Source organism: Mesorhizobium sp. M0870, assembly GCF_040319775.1.
Taxonomy (GTDB): Bacteria; Pseudomonadota; Alphaproteobacteria; order Rhizobiales; family Rhizobiaceae; genus Mesorhizobium.
Map to the genome: position 1 here is coordinate 49,698 of NZ_JAMYOI010000028.1, position 18,223 is coordinate 67,920.

General features: G+C 59.0%; 16 protein-coding genes and 3 pseudogenes. 9 read left to right on the forward strand and 10 right to left on the reverse strand.

What is annotated here, in order from left to right:
• The first annotated feature begins 335 nt into the window (after positions 1–335).
• Entirely contained in the window at positions 336–689 is a 354-nt protein-coding gene (locus tag NKH97_RS26880) for a hypothetical protein (RefSeq protein ID WP_352720646.1), read from the forward strand.
• Positions 690–827: 138 nt separating this feature from the next.
• Here the strand turns inward: NKH97_RS26880 and NKH97_RS26885 are convergent, their stop codons facing one another.
• Both NKH97_RS26885 and NKH97_RS33345 read right to left on the reverse strand, forming a co-directional pair.
• Positions 828–1,832 (reverse strand): glycosyltransferase family 10 domain-containing protein, encoded by a 1,005-nt coding sequence (locus NKH97_RS26885; RefSeq protein WP_352799131.1) that lies wholly within the window; start codon positions 1,830–1,832, stop codon positions 828–830.
• Between the two features lie 97 nt (positions 1,833–1,929).
• A pseudogene (locus NKH97_RS33345) lies at positions 1,930–2,573 on the reverse strand (transposase); the annotation flags it as partial.
• Between the two features lie 401 nt (positions 2,574–2,974).
• On the opposite strand from NKH97_RS33345, the gene NKH97_RS26890 reads away from it, so the two are divergent.
• Positions 2,975–3,445 carry a Ros/MucR family transcriptional regulator gene (locus NKH97_RS26890; RefSeq protein ID WP_023783325.1) on the forward strand — a complete coding sequence of 157 codons (471 nt, stop codon included), beginning with the start codon at positions 2,975–2,977 and terminating at the stop codon, positions 3,443–3,445.
• Between the two features lie 219 nt (positions 3,446–3,664).
• Here NKH97_RS26890 and NKH97_RS26895 read toward each other — a convergent pair whose 3' ends face one another.
• Positions 3,665–3,877, reverse strand: coding sequence for a cold-shock protein (locus NKH97_RS26895; protein WP_023679670.1), 213 nt, complete (start codon positions 3,875–3,877; stop codon positions 3,665–3,667).
• Positions 3,878–4,222: 345 nt separating this feature from the next.
• Here NKH97_RS26895 and NKH97_RS26900 point away from each other — a divergent pair, with 345 nt between their 5' ends.
• From NKH97_RS26900 to NKH97_RS26910, 4 genes are all read left to right on the forward strand, one after another.
• A complete protein-coding gene (locus NKH97_RS26900) occupies positions 4,223–4,477 on the forward strand; it encodes a hypothetical protein (RefSeq protein WP_023671853.1) in 255 nt (84 codons plus the stop codon).
• 934 nt (positions 4,478–5,411) lie between these two features.
• Positions 5,412–5,777 carry an insulinase family protein gene (locus NKH97_RS33350; RefSeq protein ID WP_502897095.1) on the forward strand — a complete coding sequence of 122 codons (366 nt, stop codon included), beginning with the start codon at positions 5,412–5,414 and terminating at the stop codon, positions 5,775–5,777.
• An 18-nt stretch (positions 5,778–5,795) separates the two neighbouring features.
• Entirely contained in the window at positions 5,796–6,044 is a 249-nt protein-coding gene (locus NKH97_RS33355) for a hypothetical protein (protein ID WP_502897096.1), read from the forward strand.
• 244 nt (positions 6,045–6,288) lie between these two features.
• Entirely contained in the window at positions 6,289–7,764 is a 1,476-nt protein-coding gene (locus NKH97_RS26910; RefSeq protein WP_352799132.1) for an NAD-dependent succinate-semialdehyde dehydrogenase, read from the forward strand.
• Between the two features lie 750 nt (positions 7,765–8,514).
• On the opposite strand, the gene NKH97_RS26915 is transcribed toward NKH97_RS26910, so the two are convergent.
• The 4 genes from NKH97_RS26915 to NKH97_RS26930 all read right to left on the reverse strand — a co-directional run bounded on the left by NKH97_RS26915 (position 8,515) and on the right by NKH97_RS26930 (position 13,842).
• Positions 8,515–10,518: a class I tRNA ligase family protein gene (locus NKH97_RS26915; protein WP_352799133.1), complete on the reverse strand. Its 2,004-nt coding sequence runs from the start codon at positions 10,516–10,518 to the stop codon at positions 8,515–8,517.
• A 337-nt stretch (positions 10,519–10,855) separates the two neighbouring features.
• Positions 10,856–11,635, reverse strand: a complete 780-nt coding sequence (locus NKH97_RS26920; protein ID WP_352799134.1) for a phytanoyl-CoA dioxygenase family protein — start codon at positions 11,633–11,635, stop codon at positions 10,856–10,858.
• Between the two features lie 509 nt (positions 11,636–12,144).
• Positions 12,145–13,476, reverse strand: coding sequence for a lysine N(6)-hydroxylase/L-ornithine N(5)-oxygenase family protein (locus tag NKH97_RS26925; RefSeq protein ID WP_352799135.1), 1,332 nt, complete (start codon positions 13,474–13,476; stop codon positions 12,145–12,147).
• 216 nt (positions 13,477–13,692) lie between these two features.
• Positions 13,693–13,842, reverse strand: a complete 150-nt coding sequence (locus tag NKH97_RS26930; RefSeq protein WP_352662646.1) for an iron-sulfur cluster assembly accessory protein — start codon at positions 13,840–13,842, stop codon at positions 13,693–13,695.
• A 234-nt stretch (positions 13,843–14,076) separates the two neighbouring features.
• Here NKH97_RS26930 and NKH97_RS26935 point away from each other — a divergent pair, with 234 nt between their 5' ends.
• A complete protein-coding gene (locus NKH97_RS26935; protein WP_352799136.1) occupies positions 14,077–14,460 on the forward strand; it encodes a hypothetical protein in 384 nt (127 codons plus the stop codon).
• A 162-nt stretch (positions 14,461–14,622) separates the two neighbouring features.
• Here NKH97_RS26935 and NKH97_RS26940 read toward each other — a convergent pair whose 3' ends face one another.
• Positions 14,623–14,979, reverse strand: coding sequence for a hypothetical protein (locus tag NKH97_RS26940; RefSeq protein WP_352761181.1), 357 nt, complete (start codon positions 14,977–14,979; stop codon positions 14,623–14,625).
• Positions 14,980–15,558: 579 nt separating this feature from the next.
• Between NKH97_RS26940 and NKH97_RS26945 the strand changes: the two genes are divergently transcribed.
• The gene (locus NKH97_RS26945; protein WP_352799137.1) at positions 15,559–16,236 is read left to right on the forward strand and encodes a GDP-mannose 4,6-dehydratase; all 678 of its coding nucleotides are present in this window, start codon (positions 15,559–15,561) and stop codon (positions 16,234–16,236) included.
• Positions 16,221–16,690 (forward strand): annotated as a pseudogene (locus NKH97_RS26950) (aldehyde dehydrogenase family protein); the annotation flags it as partial. The gene NKH97_RS26945 and the pseudogene NKH97_RS26950, both read left to right, overlap by 16 nt.
• On the opposite strand, the gene NKH97_RS26955 reads toward NKH97_RS26950, so the two are convergent.
• Both NKH97_RS26955 and NKH97_RS26960 read right to left on the reverse strand, forming a co-directional pair.
• The gene (locus NKH97_RS26955) at positions 16,602–17,165 is read right to left on the reverse strand and encodes a DUF1403 family protein (protein ID WP_352799143.1); all 564 of its coding nucleotides are present in this window, start codon (positions 17,163–17,165) and stop codon (positions 16,602–16,604) included. The pseudogene NKH97_RS26950 and the gene NKH97_RS26955 sit on opposite strands and share 89 nt — an antisense overlap.
• Before the next feature lie 376 nt (positions 17,166–17,541).
• A pseudogene (locus NKH97_RS26960) lies at positions 17,542–18,126 on the reverse strand (transposase).
• Between the last annotated feature and the right edge of the window lie 97 nt (positions 18,127–18,223).

Below are 18,223 nucleotides of genomic sequence, written 5' to 3' on the forward strand. Positions count from 1 at the left end.
GGTCCACCGGCTGTAACTGCCTCACACCTTGATCCACAGATCCTAGGCGATGACCACGTTGTCGTCATCATTTGACGGACGCGGGGCATTAGCCCATAAGCGAGCCACCGCAAACTGTGCGGTTGCCATTAATGATGTGAATTGGAATGATCTTCGGTTTGCGAAACACGCACGTCCGACGGAGCTTGCGTTGACAGAGGCGGCTTTACGCGCAATAGCACTTCCGCCGGCCTGTTTTTGTGGAGTTCAATTGTGGTTCGGCCAAGGGCGCTGGGCGCCGGACCGACCCCGTGTAAACCTCCTCAAAGAGAGAGAGAGAGAGAGAGAGACCCTGCATGGAAGAATTCTTACCGCGCATCGCCACTGGTGTCGGCATCGGCCCGGCTCTCGCAGAGAAGGGCGTTGGGTTAATGCTGGGTTTCCTGCAAAGCCACGCGGCCGACGGTCCCGTTGCGCGCATGATCGAGGCCATTCCGGGAGCTTCGGAATTAGTAGCGAAGTATCATGGCGACGACCCAGAGGGTGGCGGCCTTATGGGGCTCGGCCAGCAATTGATGAGTGAGGGTCTCAGCATGGCAAAGATCGCCGGCCTCGCCAACGAGACGATCGCCTGCGCCAAGGAACATGCCGGCGACGAACTCGTGGACGAGGTCCTCAATTCCGTTCCTGGCCTTCCCCAGTTCGTCTGATCAGCGGCAGCCGGGGGCGCATGACCTCGTGCGCCCGTGCCGGCCCGTCTGCGCAGCAGGCATTCTCCGCCGAGCGTTTCCGGACCGATCTCGCCAGACCACCGACCGCCGGGCACGCGAAGCGAGCGTTGGAGTACTTCATTCGTCTGTTCCAAAATCGACCTCAGGCGAATCGATGTGTATAATTTCCGGCGGTAAGGGTTTATCCTGAACGCTTTCGATGAAGCGCGCGAGATAAGCAAACGTATTGTATTTCTCGAGGACCAACCGCTTCGCCTCTCTTATTGCGCCGCGACGTTCCTTCCAGAGGTCCGAGTCGATGATTTCTTGAATTTTTGGGATTACGTTCTTGTCCTCTGGGTCAATCAGAACCATAGAGTCCGAAGGGAAGAACCTCGTGATTGCCGGGCTGCCGTAATAGATCGGCATTGTTTCAGCAACGAAGCAGTCCATAAGCTTCTCTGTAAAGTAGTAATCAGCACGAGTATTCTCGAACGCTATACTGTAACGGTAAGGTGCGAGTGCGTTCCATTTATCTCCAATCAGCCGAAAACCTCGGCCGAACAGGTCAAAATCGAGCTCCTTTCTCAGCCGTTCCAGAAACGCCAGCCGATATCGATGTCCTTTAAGCAGGGCGATGTCACTGGTAATCCATGAGAGCCGAAGCGGCTTATCCACGACTTCGCTGACCAGAAGTTGGTCATATGTCTTGTTTACAGACCAAGACCGAGTGATAGGTGGAGACAAAACGAATCGGCGCGCTGCATTCTGCCGAGCAGCCAGCTCTGCGTCACACGTCAGGACGATAGTATTTTTCCCCTGCCCTTCATGAAACGCGCGATGAGCTTTCGTCGGCGGTTCGCCGATTGCAAAAATTGTCCTGTTTGGGCTCGCCTCGATATCAACAGGGAGCCCGAAAAGAGAAGCAGAGTTAAAGACGATATGCCAATCCGGCACGAAGGATGTCGTGCGAACAAAAGCGACATTGTTCCAGATTCCACTGCCCTTTGGAGTGAGATGGTGGATCGCATCATCCAAAACGCCCCAAGAATCTAGACATGTAGCTACAATGGGCGCCGGGCGTTCCGTCAACAATTTGGCCGACAAAGAAGTTTCACTCCCTTCACTCGTGAAGGTACTCAATCTACATTCCGGATTGCGGTAACATTGGGCAGCATAAACCTTCCGGGACCCGCTGTCGAGGCAATTGTCGCTTTGCACTTGACCAGGTTCTTCCTCGCTTTGTGTGGTGATCAGGCCGGCTGAGTGGCAGCATGCGTGCCCTAATGAGTTCGCAGCCCGCTCTGCCCAATGGTACGTTTAATCGTCTTCAGGCGGTTGATCAGCCCTTCCGCCTGGCCGTTGCTCCACGGTAGTTCAATGGCATCGCGAAGGGCGTCAGCGTCACGGCGTAGGGCCCGACCGAAACGCGTGATGGCGACGGACCCGGAGTTGACGCCACGTCGATCGAAGTGTCGAGCTCGCCCAATTCACAGGCCCCGCAAAATGCCGCGGAAGCGCATGGCAAGCCTGCGCATAGTGGCAAACTCATGTGATCCCTGCTTCAGGACGTCGACCTTTGTGGCCTGGTTGATCATCAGCACATCCCGAGGCTTCGTGCAGAGGGCCGGGGCGACTACCGGCGAGATCACACGGCCGGTCGCGGGATTCGTATGGGACAGCGTCGCTGGCTGGTTGACGCGTATGATTGAAGCAGGCGACGCACTGTCCTTGCCCGGCCTCTCGGCGCGGCGCCAACTTGCGAGAAGCCGCTCCAGATTCGAGAAGCTGCCTGTGTCGCCGCGCTGTTCGATATCGTGGAACAGGTGTCGTCCGCAGCGAGGACCGGCTAAGAAACGCCTCGAAATACATTGATGTCCTTGGTTACCAGCGGCGGTTCCCAGCCCCTTGGAAGAGCGGCTCACCGGGCGATGAACTTACATTTGGCCATTGCCAATGAACGTCCATCGTCCCTGACGCCCACCAGCAAGCGATCACGATCCCTCGATTTCACAGTCCAAAGAAGTAATACCGAGACAAAAATACCGCGCTTAGGCCCGAGACTACTAGCAAATTCGACGCAAAGTTACAGCCGGGACGCGTCACGCACCTCGGCAGCGTCGCCAACAACGAGTGGCTCAGCGTCACGACGGGAAATATGGCGCATCGATGTCGCTTCTGGACGAGCATTGGCAATAACGCTGTCGAGACATTATTGCTTTCGGCGGCAACCGGCCCTATGAAGCGACGCTTCGCTGACTATGTTTCACCGCCTGGAGAGTTTCATGACAGAAGAAGCCGGAAAAAACGTCGACACCCTCATTGAGCTTGCCGCCGATGTCGTGTCGGCCTATGTCTCCAACAATCCGATCCCGGTGGGGGATCTCCCTGCCCTCATCGGCCAAGTGCATGCGGCTCTGAGAGCGACGGCCGGAGGTGTCTCTGCGCAAGAGCCGGTCGCTCTTACGCCTGCAGTCCCGATCAGGAAATCGGTGACACCGGACTACATCATCTCCCTTGAGGACGGGAAGAAATTCAAATCGCTAAAGCGCCATCTGTCGACCCACTATGGGCTGACGCCGGATGGATATCGGGCCAAATGGGGCCTGCCGGCGGATTATCCCATGGTCGCGCCGAACTACGCCGCGGCGCGCTCGACATTGGCGAAGACGATGGGGCTCGGCCGCAAACCGAAGGCGCCGGAAGCGCCGGAGCCTGCGCCGACGAAGAGAACCCGCAAGAAGGTCGCGGCTTGATTTCGGCAATCGAGATTCGTTCTGGAGCGTTGCAGCCATCGGCTTAATCTGCGCGTCATATAAAAAGGCGGGGCCAACCCCGCCTTCCTTTCAAACAACTTTGTTTCATGAGGACTTCGCGACGCCTGCAGCAATCTGCTGCCCTCAGTTTTTGCTCGGTCCCATCGAGCGGCCGTGAGGACCTACGTGCCTACTCTTGCCAGGACGCAGGAGAAAATTTCAACCAGCTTTGCTGAGGCTGCCAGCGGAGGACTTGCCAGTGCGGCGATCCTGCTCGATCTCATAGTTGATCTTCTGGCCGTCAGCGAGGGTCGAGAGGCCCGCGCGTTCGACAGCGGAAATGTGGACGAAAACATCCGGACCGCCATTGTCGGGCTGGATAAATCCAAACCCCTTGGTGCTGTTGAACCACTTTACCGTTCCAGTCGGCATATACTTGTTCCTTCTTTTACAATGCAACGTGGGCAGGCCAGTAGGCCTGTCCGAGTCATAGCCGAGAGTTGGGCGCAGCAAAAAGCGAAAAATTGTTAAGCCCCGATCAGCTGGCGCACTCCTTTGTGGGCGTAGCCGCCAGCAAGCACTGTCCTACACTACCGCTCGAGCGTGGCCGGAAGCGCCCAATTTCTTCCAACGCTCCTCAGCGCCACGTCGGTGGCTCGTGTTTGGAGGCACGGGACGTAAGGCCGACCGCTGCTCGTGCCGCAGGTCAAAGGCCGGGTAGTTCACGGAACTGCCTTCGAGCATAACGGCTTGGCAAGCGCATGAAGGAGTTTCGATTTGGATTGTTTCAAGAGGGTCGAGGGGTTGATCGATGCGACCAGCGTGGAAGCGATCGATAGCGCGCGCGTTTTGCTGGACCAGTTCAAGGGCAAGTCAGAAACAATCGCCCAAGCGATTGACGACTTCCTGCTTGATTTCATGACCTTGCTGTTTGTGGTAGAAGCCACCCGCGAGCAGTTCCACAATCCGGCGAGGCGGTTAGCGCGCATCAGATTGAGCAAGGTCAGGCTGTTACTCACGCGATGCTCTTGACCTAAGCGACCACTCCGCCAGGCATGCATTTGCAGCCGAGCGCACCAGGCGGTATTTTACGCACATGAAATCAATCGCGACCGCTAAATTCTGCTGTTTGGTGCCCAGGGACGACGGCAAGCGCGGACAGCTTCCGTGCTGCTGTCCTGCAGCGGCAAATGTGCTGCATGCCCCCATCCAAGGCGAGCTCGACGTTTGTTTCTTACGTTGACCAAGGTCCGCGAAAACACTCCCCTTCCCGCAGCAACTCATTACGTTCAACGGCCTCGCGGCAGGCCATCACGCCAGAAGAGAGCAACGGCATCGTTTTTCCCGCCCAGTCCTACGACCTCGTTTTCCAGCGCCTCGCGAATGTCGCCACCCGCCGTTTTTTTTCAGGTCCGTCTTCGCGCGCGAGCTGGCTCCGCGCGCCCACTTAGCTACGCTGCTCACGCCTCTACCCTTCAGCACCGCCCGGTCTGACTGTCGAGGACATCGGTCCGCTGGAGCGACAACATTTCAATTCTGACCGTCGGTGCAGCGGCCTTCGAAGCGCATCCTGTACCCCTCCCCGGCAGCGCGCCTGACCGTCTTCCGAAGGAAGAAGATATTCTCAGCGTGCTCGCGTCGCCTTCAGCCCTGTTCGATCGCCAACAATGTCGGATGCGCAACATGGCAGAGCCCGATTTGTCAACAGCCTCCAATGGTTTTCTGATCTGGCACGGTGCATGCCTGGTTGTCCGCAAGACGTAGCGGACCAAGGAAAATCCCTCCAATGACCACCTCGCCAAGAACACCGCCGCAGGTCTCCTGGGTCCATCCGAAGGTGAGGCTCGAGTGAGCCCTGGGCCCATGATTCATCTGGCTCGGCGCTGCCCGCTGATCCTCCCACGGGGAGGCGAAGACACAGCGCGTTCATCAAAATGAGGAACAAATCACTTTTGCCTCGAACCCTTTGCCTTGCCAAACGGAGCCATCGATCGCCCCCCTAGCTGCGCAAGGCGTTCACTGCCACCGCCCTGGCCCTGGTGACGACCGCTCCGGCTCTGGCCGCCACCGACGGCGGCAAGATCGCGGATTTCCTGCTCGGCAATGGCATGGGTCGACATCCCCGATCACCGCGCGCCAGTCGTCACTCACATGGTACAAGGTCAGCACCGCCGACGAGCCACCCGGCAAATCCGGACTTGCCCATTTCCTTGAGCGTCTGATCTTCAAGGCGACCACCAACCGCGCCGGCAGCGAGTTCGACCGAGCCGTCTCAGTCAGCGGCGGCTACAATAACGCCCTCACCGCCTATGACTCGTTTTGGGCGAGATGATGGGCTTCGAGCGATCGCATGTTCAACCTCATCCTCAACGAGGATGATATCAAGACCGAGCGAAATGTGATCCTGGAGGAGCGCCGTTGGCGCAGAGAGACGAACCCGCAGGTCTGCTGGACGAGGAGGTCAACACGACATTGCGGCCAAATCAGCCCTACCGCATTCCGGTCAAACGGCTGGATGCGGGAGATGGAAAAGCTGAACGGCACCGACGCATTCACGATCTACAACAAATATTGCCGACCGAACGTGGCCGGCACGTAGAACCAGGCGCTGGCCGCGAAGACCTTTGGCAGGGTTGTGCGCGGGCCAGACCTGCCCGCGCGCAACCGCCGGCCGAGCCCGACTAGTAGAACCGCGAGGCATCTTCTAGCGAATTCAGGTATTCTCCCTTTCCAGTTGGCAACCGTGGTCTGCTAGCTGTCTGGCCGAGGTCCTATGAGGAGCTTGGACGTCCGGACTACACACCGAACCTGCTATATACGCCTGGCGTTGAGGAGGAAACCGATTGCCCCTGTGCCTGCCGATGACCCGTCACCTGAGATCCCCTGACCTGTTTCGATCCATTGATCGCCTGCCGACACTTGGCACGCGGATTAGCGAGCGGACATTCGAGGTTCTCAACCCGTCGACCGGCGAAGTGCTGGCAGAACTACCCGACATGGGAGTCGAAGAGACATGCGCTGGAATCGAGAAGGCCTATGTCGCGCAGCCTGGATGGGCAGGGTTTACCGCACGTGAGCGCAGCGATGTTCTATGGCGATGGCATGAGTTGATCATCGACCACGCCGACGATCTCGCTGCAATTCTCACCGCGGAGATGGGCAAGCCGCTTGCCGAGGCCAAATCGGAGATATCGCATGCTGCGGCGTATCTGCAATGGTACGCCGAGGAGGCAAATCGCGTCTATGGCGAGACGATCTCCGCACCATCGACGGACCGCCGAATGCTGGTGATCAAGCAGCCCATCGGGGTGGTCGGCACGATAACCCCATGGAATTTCCCGGCCTCGATGGTGGCGCGCAAAATCTCGCCAGCCTTGGCGGCGGGCTGCACGATTGTCCTCAAGCCCGCTGAACAGACGCCGCTCGTGGCTGGAGCAATGTTCGCCCTCGCCCATCAGGCAGGCTTCCCCGAAGGCGTCGTCAACCTGATCTATGCGTCCGAAGGTGACGCGGTCGGCCGCGAACTTTGCACAAATCCCAAGGTCCGCAAGATCAGCTTCACCGGGTCTACTGAGATCGGGCGCTTACTTATGCGCCTGTGCTCGGACCAGATCAAAAAAGTCAGCCTAGAGCTCGGCGGCAATGCACCCTTCATCGTCTTCGATGATGCCGATATCGATGCCGCGGTTGACGGTGCGATCCAGGCGAAGTACCGCAATGCCGGCCAGACCTGCGTTTCAGCGAACCGCCTTTACGTCCAGTCGCGCGTTCACGACGAGTTCGTCGAGAAATTCGTGGAACGGGCTCGCCAACTTCAAGTTGGTGACGGTTTCGCCCCCGGAGTGGACATCGGGCCTCTCATCGACAAGCAGGCTTTGGCCAAGATTGAATCCCATATTGCCGATGCCGTAGCTAAAGGCGGCGCAATTCGATGCGGGGGCAAACGCGTCGGCACGAATGGCACGTTTTTCCAACCAACGGTCCTGACCGGTGTCACCAGCGAGATGACCGTGGCGCAAGAAGAGACATTCGGGCCGCTCGCACCGATTATTCGCTTCAACGATGCGGATCAGGTCGTGCGTGATGCCAATGAAACGATCTACGGCCTCGCGGCGTATTTTTATGCCTCTAACCTGAAGCGTGTCTGGCGTGTCGCCGAGGCCTTGGAATATGGAATGGTCGGGGTAAATACCGGCCGGATGTCTTCGGAAGCGGCGCCGTTCGGTGGGATAAAACAGTCCGGCATCGGGCGGGAGGGATCCCGCCATGGCCTCGAGGACTACCTCGAAATGAAATACCTCTGCATGGGCGGCATCTGAAGCATCGGCTTGCAGGGTTCACAGACGAGTTACCTAGCGAGCGACCTCCAAACTTGTGAATTGTAGAATCGCTCCTCGATTGGGAACTGAGGGGCGGTCCGCACCGGAGCAAACACGCAATCCTGAGGAGGCCCCTAAAAGGAGGTATCTCTCGACGAGGACAAGCGTCTGCATTTTCGGCGAAGACGGCGCGCATGCGACGGAGGATACGCTTGCGATTTGGCGGCCCTCGCCGACTATCCTCAGGCGACGGGCTGTCGTTGCGCGGTCTGGTTGGAGCTTGTGCACCAAGCCATCGTAATCAGTAGCTCAGCTGTTCTTCGGCTGACTGCCGCGCCGGTACATGCTCGGACAGAATCGAAGGTACCATCACGCGGCATTCGCATCCACATTGGTGATCGGCGCACGGTCCAGGGCGCGCCAGGTTGACCGAGCGGGTCGAACCGAATGACAGCCTTGACCGGCTGGAGGACGGAAATCCCGATGCCGCAGAGGTTGGTCAGCGCAGTCGAGCCCACACGGCATTTGCGGCACGAACAGCAAGGCTGGGAAGCGATCGGCCGAGCGGTCCTTGAAGGGGCGGGCCAGGGTTGTTTGACGACGCGTTGGTTCAGGTCAGCTAATCTAGTCTCTACCGTTCAGAGCGGCTTCCTCGCCAGTGACAGCGAGTCAAGATATTTGGCATCGTCGGCTTTGAGTGCCGCGCAGATCTGGTCGAGATGGGGACAGCTCACTGGTGCACCTTTGGGCTCATAGTGTTTCCTCGTCATCGAGATGAGGATTGCCGGATTTGGCGTAGAACACCAACACGGGTCCGAGATCAAAGCGCGTCCCGGGCGCAAGGCGCTGGACGGACCGGGGCCATTTTTCGGTTGAGGCGCCATCGATGCCTCGCGCCAGCGTTTTGGCGAAGCGGGGTATCAGCGGAGCGAGTGTCGGTGCCAGGATCGCAGCGGCCGTCGTCTGAAGGGCTAGCGAAGTCCGATTGCGGGCGGGATAGAAACGTCGCGCCGCCGCAAAGTCTCGTGCCCCGCGGTAGATCACGCAATCGCGCATGAATTCGCAGACCTGAGTGGCCGCGCGCCGAACCGAGAAGCCTTCGTCCGAATAGGCGCGCTCCATCGCAGCGCGATAGATCTCTATGCCAGCAAAGAAGGCGCGGTCGACCGGGCTCCAGTCGCCTGCATCGGGTACACGGCCGGCAAAATCGTGCTTGATTTCCTTGTTCAACGCCTCAAGCCAGTTCAGCCAGATGCTTTGGAACACCTCGTTCTCGGTGCAGCGCAGTGCGTCCAGCGTGAAATCCGTCCGCTCACCTTCCGGGCGTGTCAGGCCCAAATGAAGGCGCACGACGTCGACTGTCTTTGGGCTCAGAACGTCCTTGCCCCAGACCGCATGGCGGCAGCTGGTTGAGAACTTCTTGCCGTCGAGCAGGTAGAACTCGTTGACGTGATAGCGGATGCGTGGCGTCCAGTGGGAGAAGACCTCGGCGTAAAGAGCGGGGTAGAGTAGGGCGTGGTAGAACGAATTGTCGAAGCCGAAGAAATGGACAATCTGCCAGTCGTTGCCGGGCATCTCCGCCTTCCAGTCGCGACCCACCGAGCGGCCGAGCGCCTGGATGTTGTACAGAAAACCGAATGCCATCTCCGGCCACACCCAGATCACTTGCCCCGGGAACCCCTCGGCCGGCAGGCCCCAGTCCGAGGGGTGGGTAATGGGCACTGAAAAGTCGCCGCGTTGGCGAAGGCGCGCGAAGAGATCCAAGATCCGTAGCGGGACGCCCGACGCCTTTAGATGCCGGTCGATATTGTCGTAGCATTGGTCCATGGCAAGTTCCGGACGGCGGAGGGAGCCGACCACCGGCGCCTCGGCAGACTGCCGTGATTGGGCTGCACGCAGGTCGTGGCAAAGGTTTGGGGCGCCGCATTCCTCGCAGATGTTGCCACCCGCGGATCCGCCGCAATCGGGGCAGAGGCCGCTAACATCCGGTTCGTAAAGATAACGGCCTGTCACGGCATCGAAAAGCGCAGGGCTCTGGCGTAGATCTATCGCCGTGCTGCTCAGAAGACTGCGGAAACAGGCGGCTTGAAACTCGCCGTAACCGTCATCGCCGATTGTGGCTTGGAAGCTGTGGACTTCACAATCGAGAAGTGCAAGCGTGGCGCGAATCTCGTCGGCGTAGTAGCGCGCCACATTTGCAGGAGTGGATTGATCGGCATCGGCGCGTGTCGCGACGTAGCTCTGGTAATCGTCGCTTCCGGTCAGGTGATAGGCCTCGACTCCTTTCATGCGCAGGAAACGAGTATAGACGTCAGCGCCGAAAAAGGGGCCAGAAAGATGCCCCAGATGCAGATCGCCATTTGGCGTTGGCGGCGTGGAGAAGACGAAGATTGGGCCGCGTGGGGTCGTGGTCTTTGCAGCGGCATCAAGGGCGGCCTCGCCGTCTCGCCAGTAGACATCAACGAAATCTAGATCTTTGTTGCCGTCATTCCGCAGAACATGCGCTTCAAAAGGGTGGAACAGAACGACATCGCCGGCCTCGACCGAGATTTCCCCAAGGTCGGTCCTGACCTTGCCCGATCCTGACAGGAACACGAACGCCTCGATCTCGTCGTGCCGATGGGGCTCGGATGTGACGCCGGGTCCAACCTTTCCGAATGAAAACCCCGTGCGAGCGCTGCCCGTTCCAAGCGTGGCAGTGTCGATACCGAACGCCCGCGACAGTTCCGTTCGAGAAAACGTGTATTTGCGCATGACAACGAACCTAAGCTGTTGAAGAGTGGGACGGACCTTCGGCTGCCAACGCAACAGCCTCCCGTGCAATTCGTGGAGAGAAACGGCAGCCCGACCATTGGCGACCCGGCCAGGATAGTGCAGCTCTGGGCCGGCAAGCGGGCGACCAAGCGGGGCACTAGTCGGGCTGTAGGCGCACAGAAGACCGCCTGCGACCACCTCCGCAATCCACGTGCCAAAGCGTCGTAACGGGCTGCGGTCGATGCTCCGCGAGCCCGCAAATCAGACGTCCATACCGTCCGCGCATTTTGAGCGGTCGATCAGTTTCGTGTGCATGCCTCCGCCTGGCTGCGTGAGCTCAATCGCGATAGAAGATGCCATTTGGGGGCTTGAGATTGTCGAGATCGGCCACTTTGCCCTCGGGCGGGTTAAGGGCGCGCTTAAGCACGTTATATTCAGCGCGGGTCGGCCCGCCGGTTGAAGCACGCTGGAACACCAAGTAGAGTGTCCGCCGAGAACGATTGCTTTTGTTCGGTCGTGAGTAGTGCGGTGCGTAATCGTCGAAGATGAAGATGTCGCCAGACTTCCATACTACGGGTTCCCAGGAGAACTTTTCGGCAACTTGAGGGTCGATCACCCCACCGGCATCCATGGGAAACACCCCCTTCTTGTGGTTGCCGGGGCTGAAGAAAAGCCCGCCGTTTTCCTCGTCGGAGTCGTCGATGCCTATGGCAACCACCGCATGGACCATCCGATCCGGGAGTTTGTGTGGAATGTGATAAATGTCCTGATGCGGGAGATAGCCGCCGCTGTCGGGGTAGTGGAAAATCAGCAACTCCTTGAGCCTGCGCGAATCTTCGCCAAGCAACTCCTCGACCGCTGACTTAATGCGCTGATCTTCTAAGAGCAAACGACGCAATGGATCATGGAAGTCGAGAAAATTCTCCATCTTGGAGGTGATCTTTCGATTGTCCGTCGTCTTCTCGAACCACATGAGCCATTTATCATCGCTGACGGCCCAGCGTGACATATCTTCGACAAAGGTAGAGATGTCTTCCTGAGCCGCTGGATCGAAGAACCTTTCGAGCCTGGCGTATCCGTCCTTCTGCCACTTTTCTCTTTGTGCGTCAGTCAACATGCGAAAAGCCTCCTGTTGGAAACACTGGTTTGGTTGGACATGCCAATTAGGGCGGTCGGGCGCTGATCAAGTTGCGGGTCCACAGAGACGGACTCACGTGATGAGGGAGGCGATGCTAAGTGCGTTCCGCTCCGGCGGATATTGTCCGCAGAAGCTCGGCGCGAGACTGCCTATGTCAGGCTCAGCCGGGTCTAGGGGCCCTTCCGCAAACTGGGCCGGATCAATCGCTTCACCCGGTTCAACCACGACACGCATCGCCAAAGGCCGGCACCATCCGCTACCTGCCGACCCAGCCATGGCCGCCAAGACCACGGCGGTCTTTCCAGTGAGCGACTTGGTACGGCCTTGGCAACCGTAGGGGAAATGCACGCCCCCAGAGTCATGCGATGCGCCGCTTGGTCGAAGGGCTTGGTCGGTCACGATGATATCGGAGAAGCCTCCGGGGTTCGCCGCAGCGCAGGCGGGCATCATTCCTAGGATGCCACCGCCGATGATCAAAAGCATACGAGTCATATTCCACTGCCCATTTCTTCGGCTGCGTGGTCGGGCCAGCTCTCGATCGAGGTATGAGTGATGAAGCCAGGATGCTCGGGGTTCGCGCATGGCGCGCGCCCAAGTAGGCTATCGAGGATGCGACGCGCGCGCCAAGCCAGCAAGCTTAGGTTCGGATCGGCCAGGCCGCGCTGCCCGAGGCTCGCATTTTGTACGAAGATGCGTCTGTCACACGGTCCGTCCCAGCTCACCGAAAAATCCTCGCGAATAGCTAATTCATTGTCGATCTGCTCCAAGCGGCCCATGATCGGTTCCAACAAGCTTGGGACCGCGTTCTCGTAACCGGTGGCCAGGATGACGATGTCAGCCGTGACTTCTTCGACCTCGTCCATGCCATGCTGCAGAGTCAGCCTGTGACCCGGTCCGGCGTTGATGCAGTGCGAGACGGTGCAGCCCGGCCGCAGTGTGATGTCGCATCGGTTTGGCTCGAAAAATGCATGGCGGTACAGCGCCTGATAGATCGCGCGCAACGTGCTTTCCGAAATGCCGTCCGAAGCAAGCACGAAACGCCGCAGGAGCAGCTTACGCTGCGACTCGCTCATCGCCGCGAAGCGATCCGAAAAGCAGGGCATGAACAACTCGTTTGTGAACGGGCTGTTGTCCAGAGGCAGATAGTTTTCGCGCTGCGAGACCCAAGTGATCGAGGCAGGCCGCCGTTCGTTCGGCAGGCCGACAAGGTGCAACATCACCTCGGCTCCCGACTGGCCTCCGCCGACCACGCAGACATGCTTTCTCCGCACCTCAGGGTGGATGTGCAGTAAAACCGATGAGTGGAACAAGTTGCGTCCAATCCAGCCCTGAAATTGAGGCGGAATTTGCGCCTGCTTGCCAATGCCGACCACAACGTTTCTGGCGCCGAGAACCGCCTTATCCGTCCGCACCTGAAACTCGCCGTCAAAGCGGATTTCGCGCACTGTCTCGCCGCCACGCACAAGTGGGTTCCTGTGGAAGACCCAGTTCAGGTATTGTTCGAACTCCACTCTGAGCACGGCTTCGAACTGTGCGTTCAGGAAGTGATACAGACGCCCGTTCTCGTGCAGGAAGTTTACGAAAGTGTAGGCTGATCGCGGATTCACCAGAGTGACCAGGTCCTTGAAGTGACTGACCTGGAGCTCCGAGGAATCGAATGCGCTGCCTGGATGCCAGCGGAAGTCGACCTGCCGATCCAGGAACACTGCCCCTTTCCCAACTTGCTCGTGTATCTGACACGCAAGGCTCAAATTGGACGGGCCAGCACCGATCCCAACGCAAGATAACTCCACCTGCTTCCTCCTATAGCGCCTTCCCACTAGGCGGCTTGTTCGCGGCGAATATCGGCCATAGCCATTAGCCTCCCGCTCACGGACTTCGAGCCCCAGTCCCGACCGGGCTTGCGAGAATTTGTTCTGCGCGTTCGGGTCTTCGCATGTAGACCGCGCATTCCAGCGCGGTGACAATCGACGATGCCGGCGACGTGGGGCAACGACGTTTGTCCTTTCCGCCCGTCTGGATGCCCCCCCTCGCCGTCACGCGAGGAGCTTTCCAGGCCCACTAAGGTGTTTGAAGCCGGCGCAATCGCCTGACTCGACCATGACGCGCCGGCGTTTCGGCGGCTTGATGGCAGGCGAGAGCGCGGTTTTCACTGCGGCGACGGCATTTTCGGTGCGCATGATCATGGACGACGTCTCGCTGATGCGTTCGCAGAGTCCCATGCATGGGCCGTGCCAAAGAAGGAAATTTTATTAAACAATGGGTTGGCGGATTTACGATCCTGTCGGAAGTCCGACATTGGGGGGGGGGCGCCTCACTGCGGCGCCCGATTGCACGTCGATGTCCCCTTTTTTCCGATAGCTAATCGGGCACCTTCTGCACCAGAATACTCCTCTTGTGGAGACCAGCACGAAGTCTTCATGAACGGACAGTGCAGAACCTTGCGTCTCTGCCGGACAGAGTACCCGCACGATCGGCAACTGTTCCCCGCCGACCAGCCGACCGCGTGGCAAAGATTGAGAGCGGCGAAGCTTGCGCTAACGGCCACATTTCTCCGGTATTTCAGCGATGCATTCCTCAAGACGCTTCAGGCGGCACTTCGCATTGCGAAGTTCATGTCCGGCTTCGAAACGCCGATGGCGCCCCTGAGGTGTAATCGCCACGTGATCGCGCTCCAGTTCGGCAATGCGCGCACGCAACCTGCCGATCCTCTTCCTGACGCAATGCATTATCCATCCACGCCCGCGAATCGGTCTTCCTGGCAACACCCTAAAAGCTATGCGGGTTATGCCACCGAGACGTAATTTCCGGCAAGCCGAGACGCTCTAAACATCCGCTAATGCAATCTAGAGAAAGCGTTCTTCGGGAAGAAGGCTGACGCTGCTTGGGGGAAATCACTAGAAACCCTCGGATCTGACGCGTCGCGTCGGCCGATTGCGGCAGCTCCAAAGCGCAGCGACAGGCCATCAAGCGCCGGCCAGCGTGCCCTTCACCGACATTGAGAAGACATCGAGCAGGATGGCCAGCCCGACGCCGCACGCGGTCAGGATGAGGCCGGCCATGAAGATGCGGTTGGCGCGTTCGTAGATGGGTCGGCGCAACGAACTCATGTCGAGTAGCAGGGACAGCGCCCGCAACTGCAACGCGATGCCGACCAGGATCGGCACAACGGCGAACAGGTCGTAGAGCCGCCATGGCATGGGGTTCGCCGCCCAATGCGTGACGAAGCCGAGCGAAAAGGCAAGCAGAATGCCGACGACGGTGATTGTGCCGTTGCGAAAAATCGTCTCGATCAGCTCTTCCTTCGGATCGTGTTCGTCCAAGCGTCCCTCCTCTCACTCAGCAGTTGTAGGCCTTTTCACGGTCGACGTAGGCTCTCGGGAAATCCCTGTACATCGCCGCCAACTAGTCAAGGGCCGAGGACCGAAGCCGCGAGGCAAACGTTTTTGGTTTGCGCGGCCCTCATCACTTCCTCAGGCGCCATCGGCCTTTGCCGCGAAGTGAACGATGGAAGCGCCGCCTGCCACGGGTGCTGCGCTCAGAGCGGCAGGGTCAAGAGCGTCATTTCAGCTGGAGTGTCTACAATGAAACAAAAAAGCTGAATGGCACTCTAGAGGTGTTTGGTCCCGAGCTTTGATGGTGCATTATTTTCTTCCGAATGGAAGGGGTCACTATGGGCCAGGTTCTACACGGCAGCGCCACGACGACAGAGGCAGTCCGTCGAGCAATACAAAATAGTCATGTCTGGACGGCGCCCGCTGATCAAGGGTTTGTTTTCAGCGATGGGATGGTCGCGGGTGCGGTCATGTCTCCGGCCTGTTGCTGCGGTCTTGTGACTGCTGGCCCTGATGGTATCCGCTGATCCTTTGGCCTGATCAAGAGAGCGGCTCGAAGCTCCGACTATGCTGCAGGCGTTCAGGATCTATCCTCGTCTGTTCCCATCACGTCATTGTCACCCTCGATTCCGGTTCGCGGCCTTTGCCGATGGTGTGGTTACGCCGGTGTGCCGGCATAGTGTGTTGCGTCGCTTCATAAGTGCGAAGACGATACGGGCGAGCTTGTTGGCGGTCGCCACGGCGACAAGCTTGAAGGGCTTGGTCTCCATCAGGCGATCCGCCCAGTTTCTCAACGCATCGCCGGAACGCTTGCGATGCAAGCAGGACTGCCTTTATCTCGGAAACCTCGAGGCAAAGCGCGATTGGGGCTCGGCGTGCGACTATGTCGAGGGCATGTGGCGCATCCTGAAGCACCAGGAGCCTGACGATTTTGTGCTCGCGACCGGCGAGACGCATTCGGTCCGCAGCTTTGTCGAGGCTGCCTTCAGGCGGGTCGGAAAGGAGCTCGTCTGGGAAGGCGAAGGCGTTGACGAGGTGGGCCGCGAACGCAGGAGTAACCAGGCGCTGATCCGGATAGACAAGCGTTATTTCCGTCCGACCGAGGTTGACCTGCTAATCGGCGATGCCTCGAAGGCGGCCACCAAGCTCGATTGGAAGCCGAAGACCACTTTCGATGAGCTCGTTTCGGAAATGGTCGAGGCCGACTGCCGCGCGTACGGAACCACGACATCGGACCGCTCATAGACAAGCATGCTCAGGCCAAGATCGAACACCATATCGCCGATGCAGTCGAAAAAGGCGGCACAATTCGATGCGGGGGCAATCGCATCGGCAAGGATGGCACGTTTTTCGAACCAACGGTCCTCACCGAGATTTCCAGCGTGGTGGCGCTTGCGCGGGAGGAGACATTCGGGCCGTTGGCGCCGATCATTCGCTTCGACATGCGGATCAGGTCGTGCGTGAGGCCAACGACACGATCTAAGGGCTTGCCGCCTATTTTTATGCCTCAAACCTGAAGCGTGTCTGGCATGTGGCCGAGGCCCTGGAATATGGCATGGTTGGCATCAACACCGGACGCATGTCCTCGGAAGCGGCACCCTTCGGCGGGATCAAGCAGTCCGGTATCGGGCGTGAGGGTTCCCGCCATGGGCTCGAGGATTACCTCGAAATGAAATATCTCTGCATGGGCGGCATCTGAACCATCTGCTTGCGCGGTTCGCAGATCCGGCAATCGCACGAGCGATCTCCGAATACGGGAACGCAGTATCGTTGCTCGACGCGCAGCGGGCGGGCGGCTCCGCGACCGATGCAGACGCAATTCTGAAGTATACTGGCTGGATGTATCTGTCGACGAGACAAGCGTCTGCATTGTCGGGCGAAGAGGGCGCATTGACGGAGGACAAGCTTGCGAGCGACCAGGCGTTCCTCGCCGAGAAGACCCCGAAGGCCGAGCTGCCGGTAAGCTCACGGACGGCGCCGAACTCGATCAGCCGATGGAACGGAAGACGCCGGCTGCGGTCGCCCATGCCGGCGATGTTTTCCGATGCCACGATCGCATCGTTGGACAAAAACTCCTCGACGACGAGTTCCTCGCCACTGGGCGCTGAGTCTATCCAGCGCTTCTTAATGCCGTCGGAAATCCCTCTCGAGACCGTTTGAGATTGCCTTCTCATATTCCATTCGCCGCGGACATTGACGCCGCCCAACTTCAACTTCTGAACGCCAGGGGTGAAACCGAATGCCCGGCAGGAGACTGAGCTCGCTGCCGGGCCGGGTACGCCTTGGGTGGTGGCGTAAGTCAGCGGTTTTTCGGAGCCATGAGACGACTTCTCCTCAGATCGTTTTTCGAATAGCCTGCATGTAGCGTGCCAAAACAAAAAAGCATTTAAAACAACTGTGGATCAGATTATGCTATGTTGCGTATCCACATTGTCGGGTATCGGACAACGCTGACCGCGGCTGAATGGCGCATGAATCAGCTCTCTCCGGGGGGATTCTGTGCTGAGACAGCGCCGGGCAACCGGTACCAGCTGGATGCCTGGCACACAGTTATTGATTGCGACGGCTCTCAGCATCGAGTGCGGGGCTAGTTCGACCGAGCTGTCGATGGATGCGGAGATGGCGCGTAGCGCTGTTAAACTTTCCCGCGTCGCCGGCATACAGGAACAGCCGGAATTGATTGGCCGTCGCTCTTGTGCAGGATGTGCGGTCGGCGGCGAGATGCGTCTTCCAGGATTTGATGTGGTTCCCGGCCGCGCCGGCAGTAGAGATCCTCGTAGAGCGCCTTGGCTATTCCGCCGGCAAGTTTGGTGACGATGAAGCGGCTGTCGGCCCCTTGGGCGCCGACCTTGACGCGGGCGATGAGTGCTCGACGCGGCTCAAAGTGGCGGCGCCGTCCAGGAATTCCTTGAACCGGCGGACCTTGTTCGTCTTCGCCGACGCTTCAAAACGCGCCAGCGAGCGGCCTTCCAGATCCGCGACATGCTTGCGTAGGGTCGTGGTAGGCGCCTCGCCAAGGATGAAGTCGACATCGTTAGCGCAATCCATGATCTGCGGACTGCAATAGTGGCTGTCGGCCCGGATCAGGATCCGGGTGGTCGGCCAGTTGCTCCGGATCGCCCGCACCAGGCGCACAAAATCCGGCTTCAGAGAGCGTGCATACCGTCGCGAGCCAAACGAAACGAGTCCGTTGTCGGGTGTAGGTTGGCACCCGTATTTATTCAGTTGGATG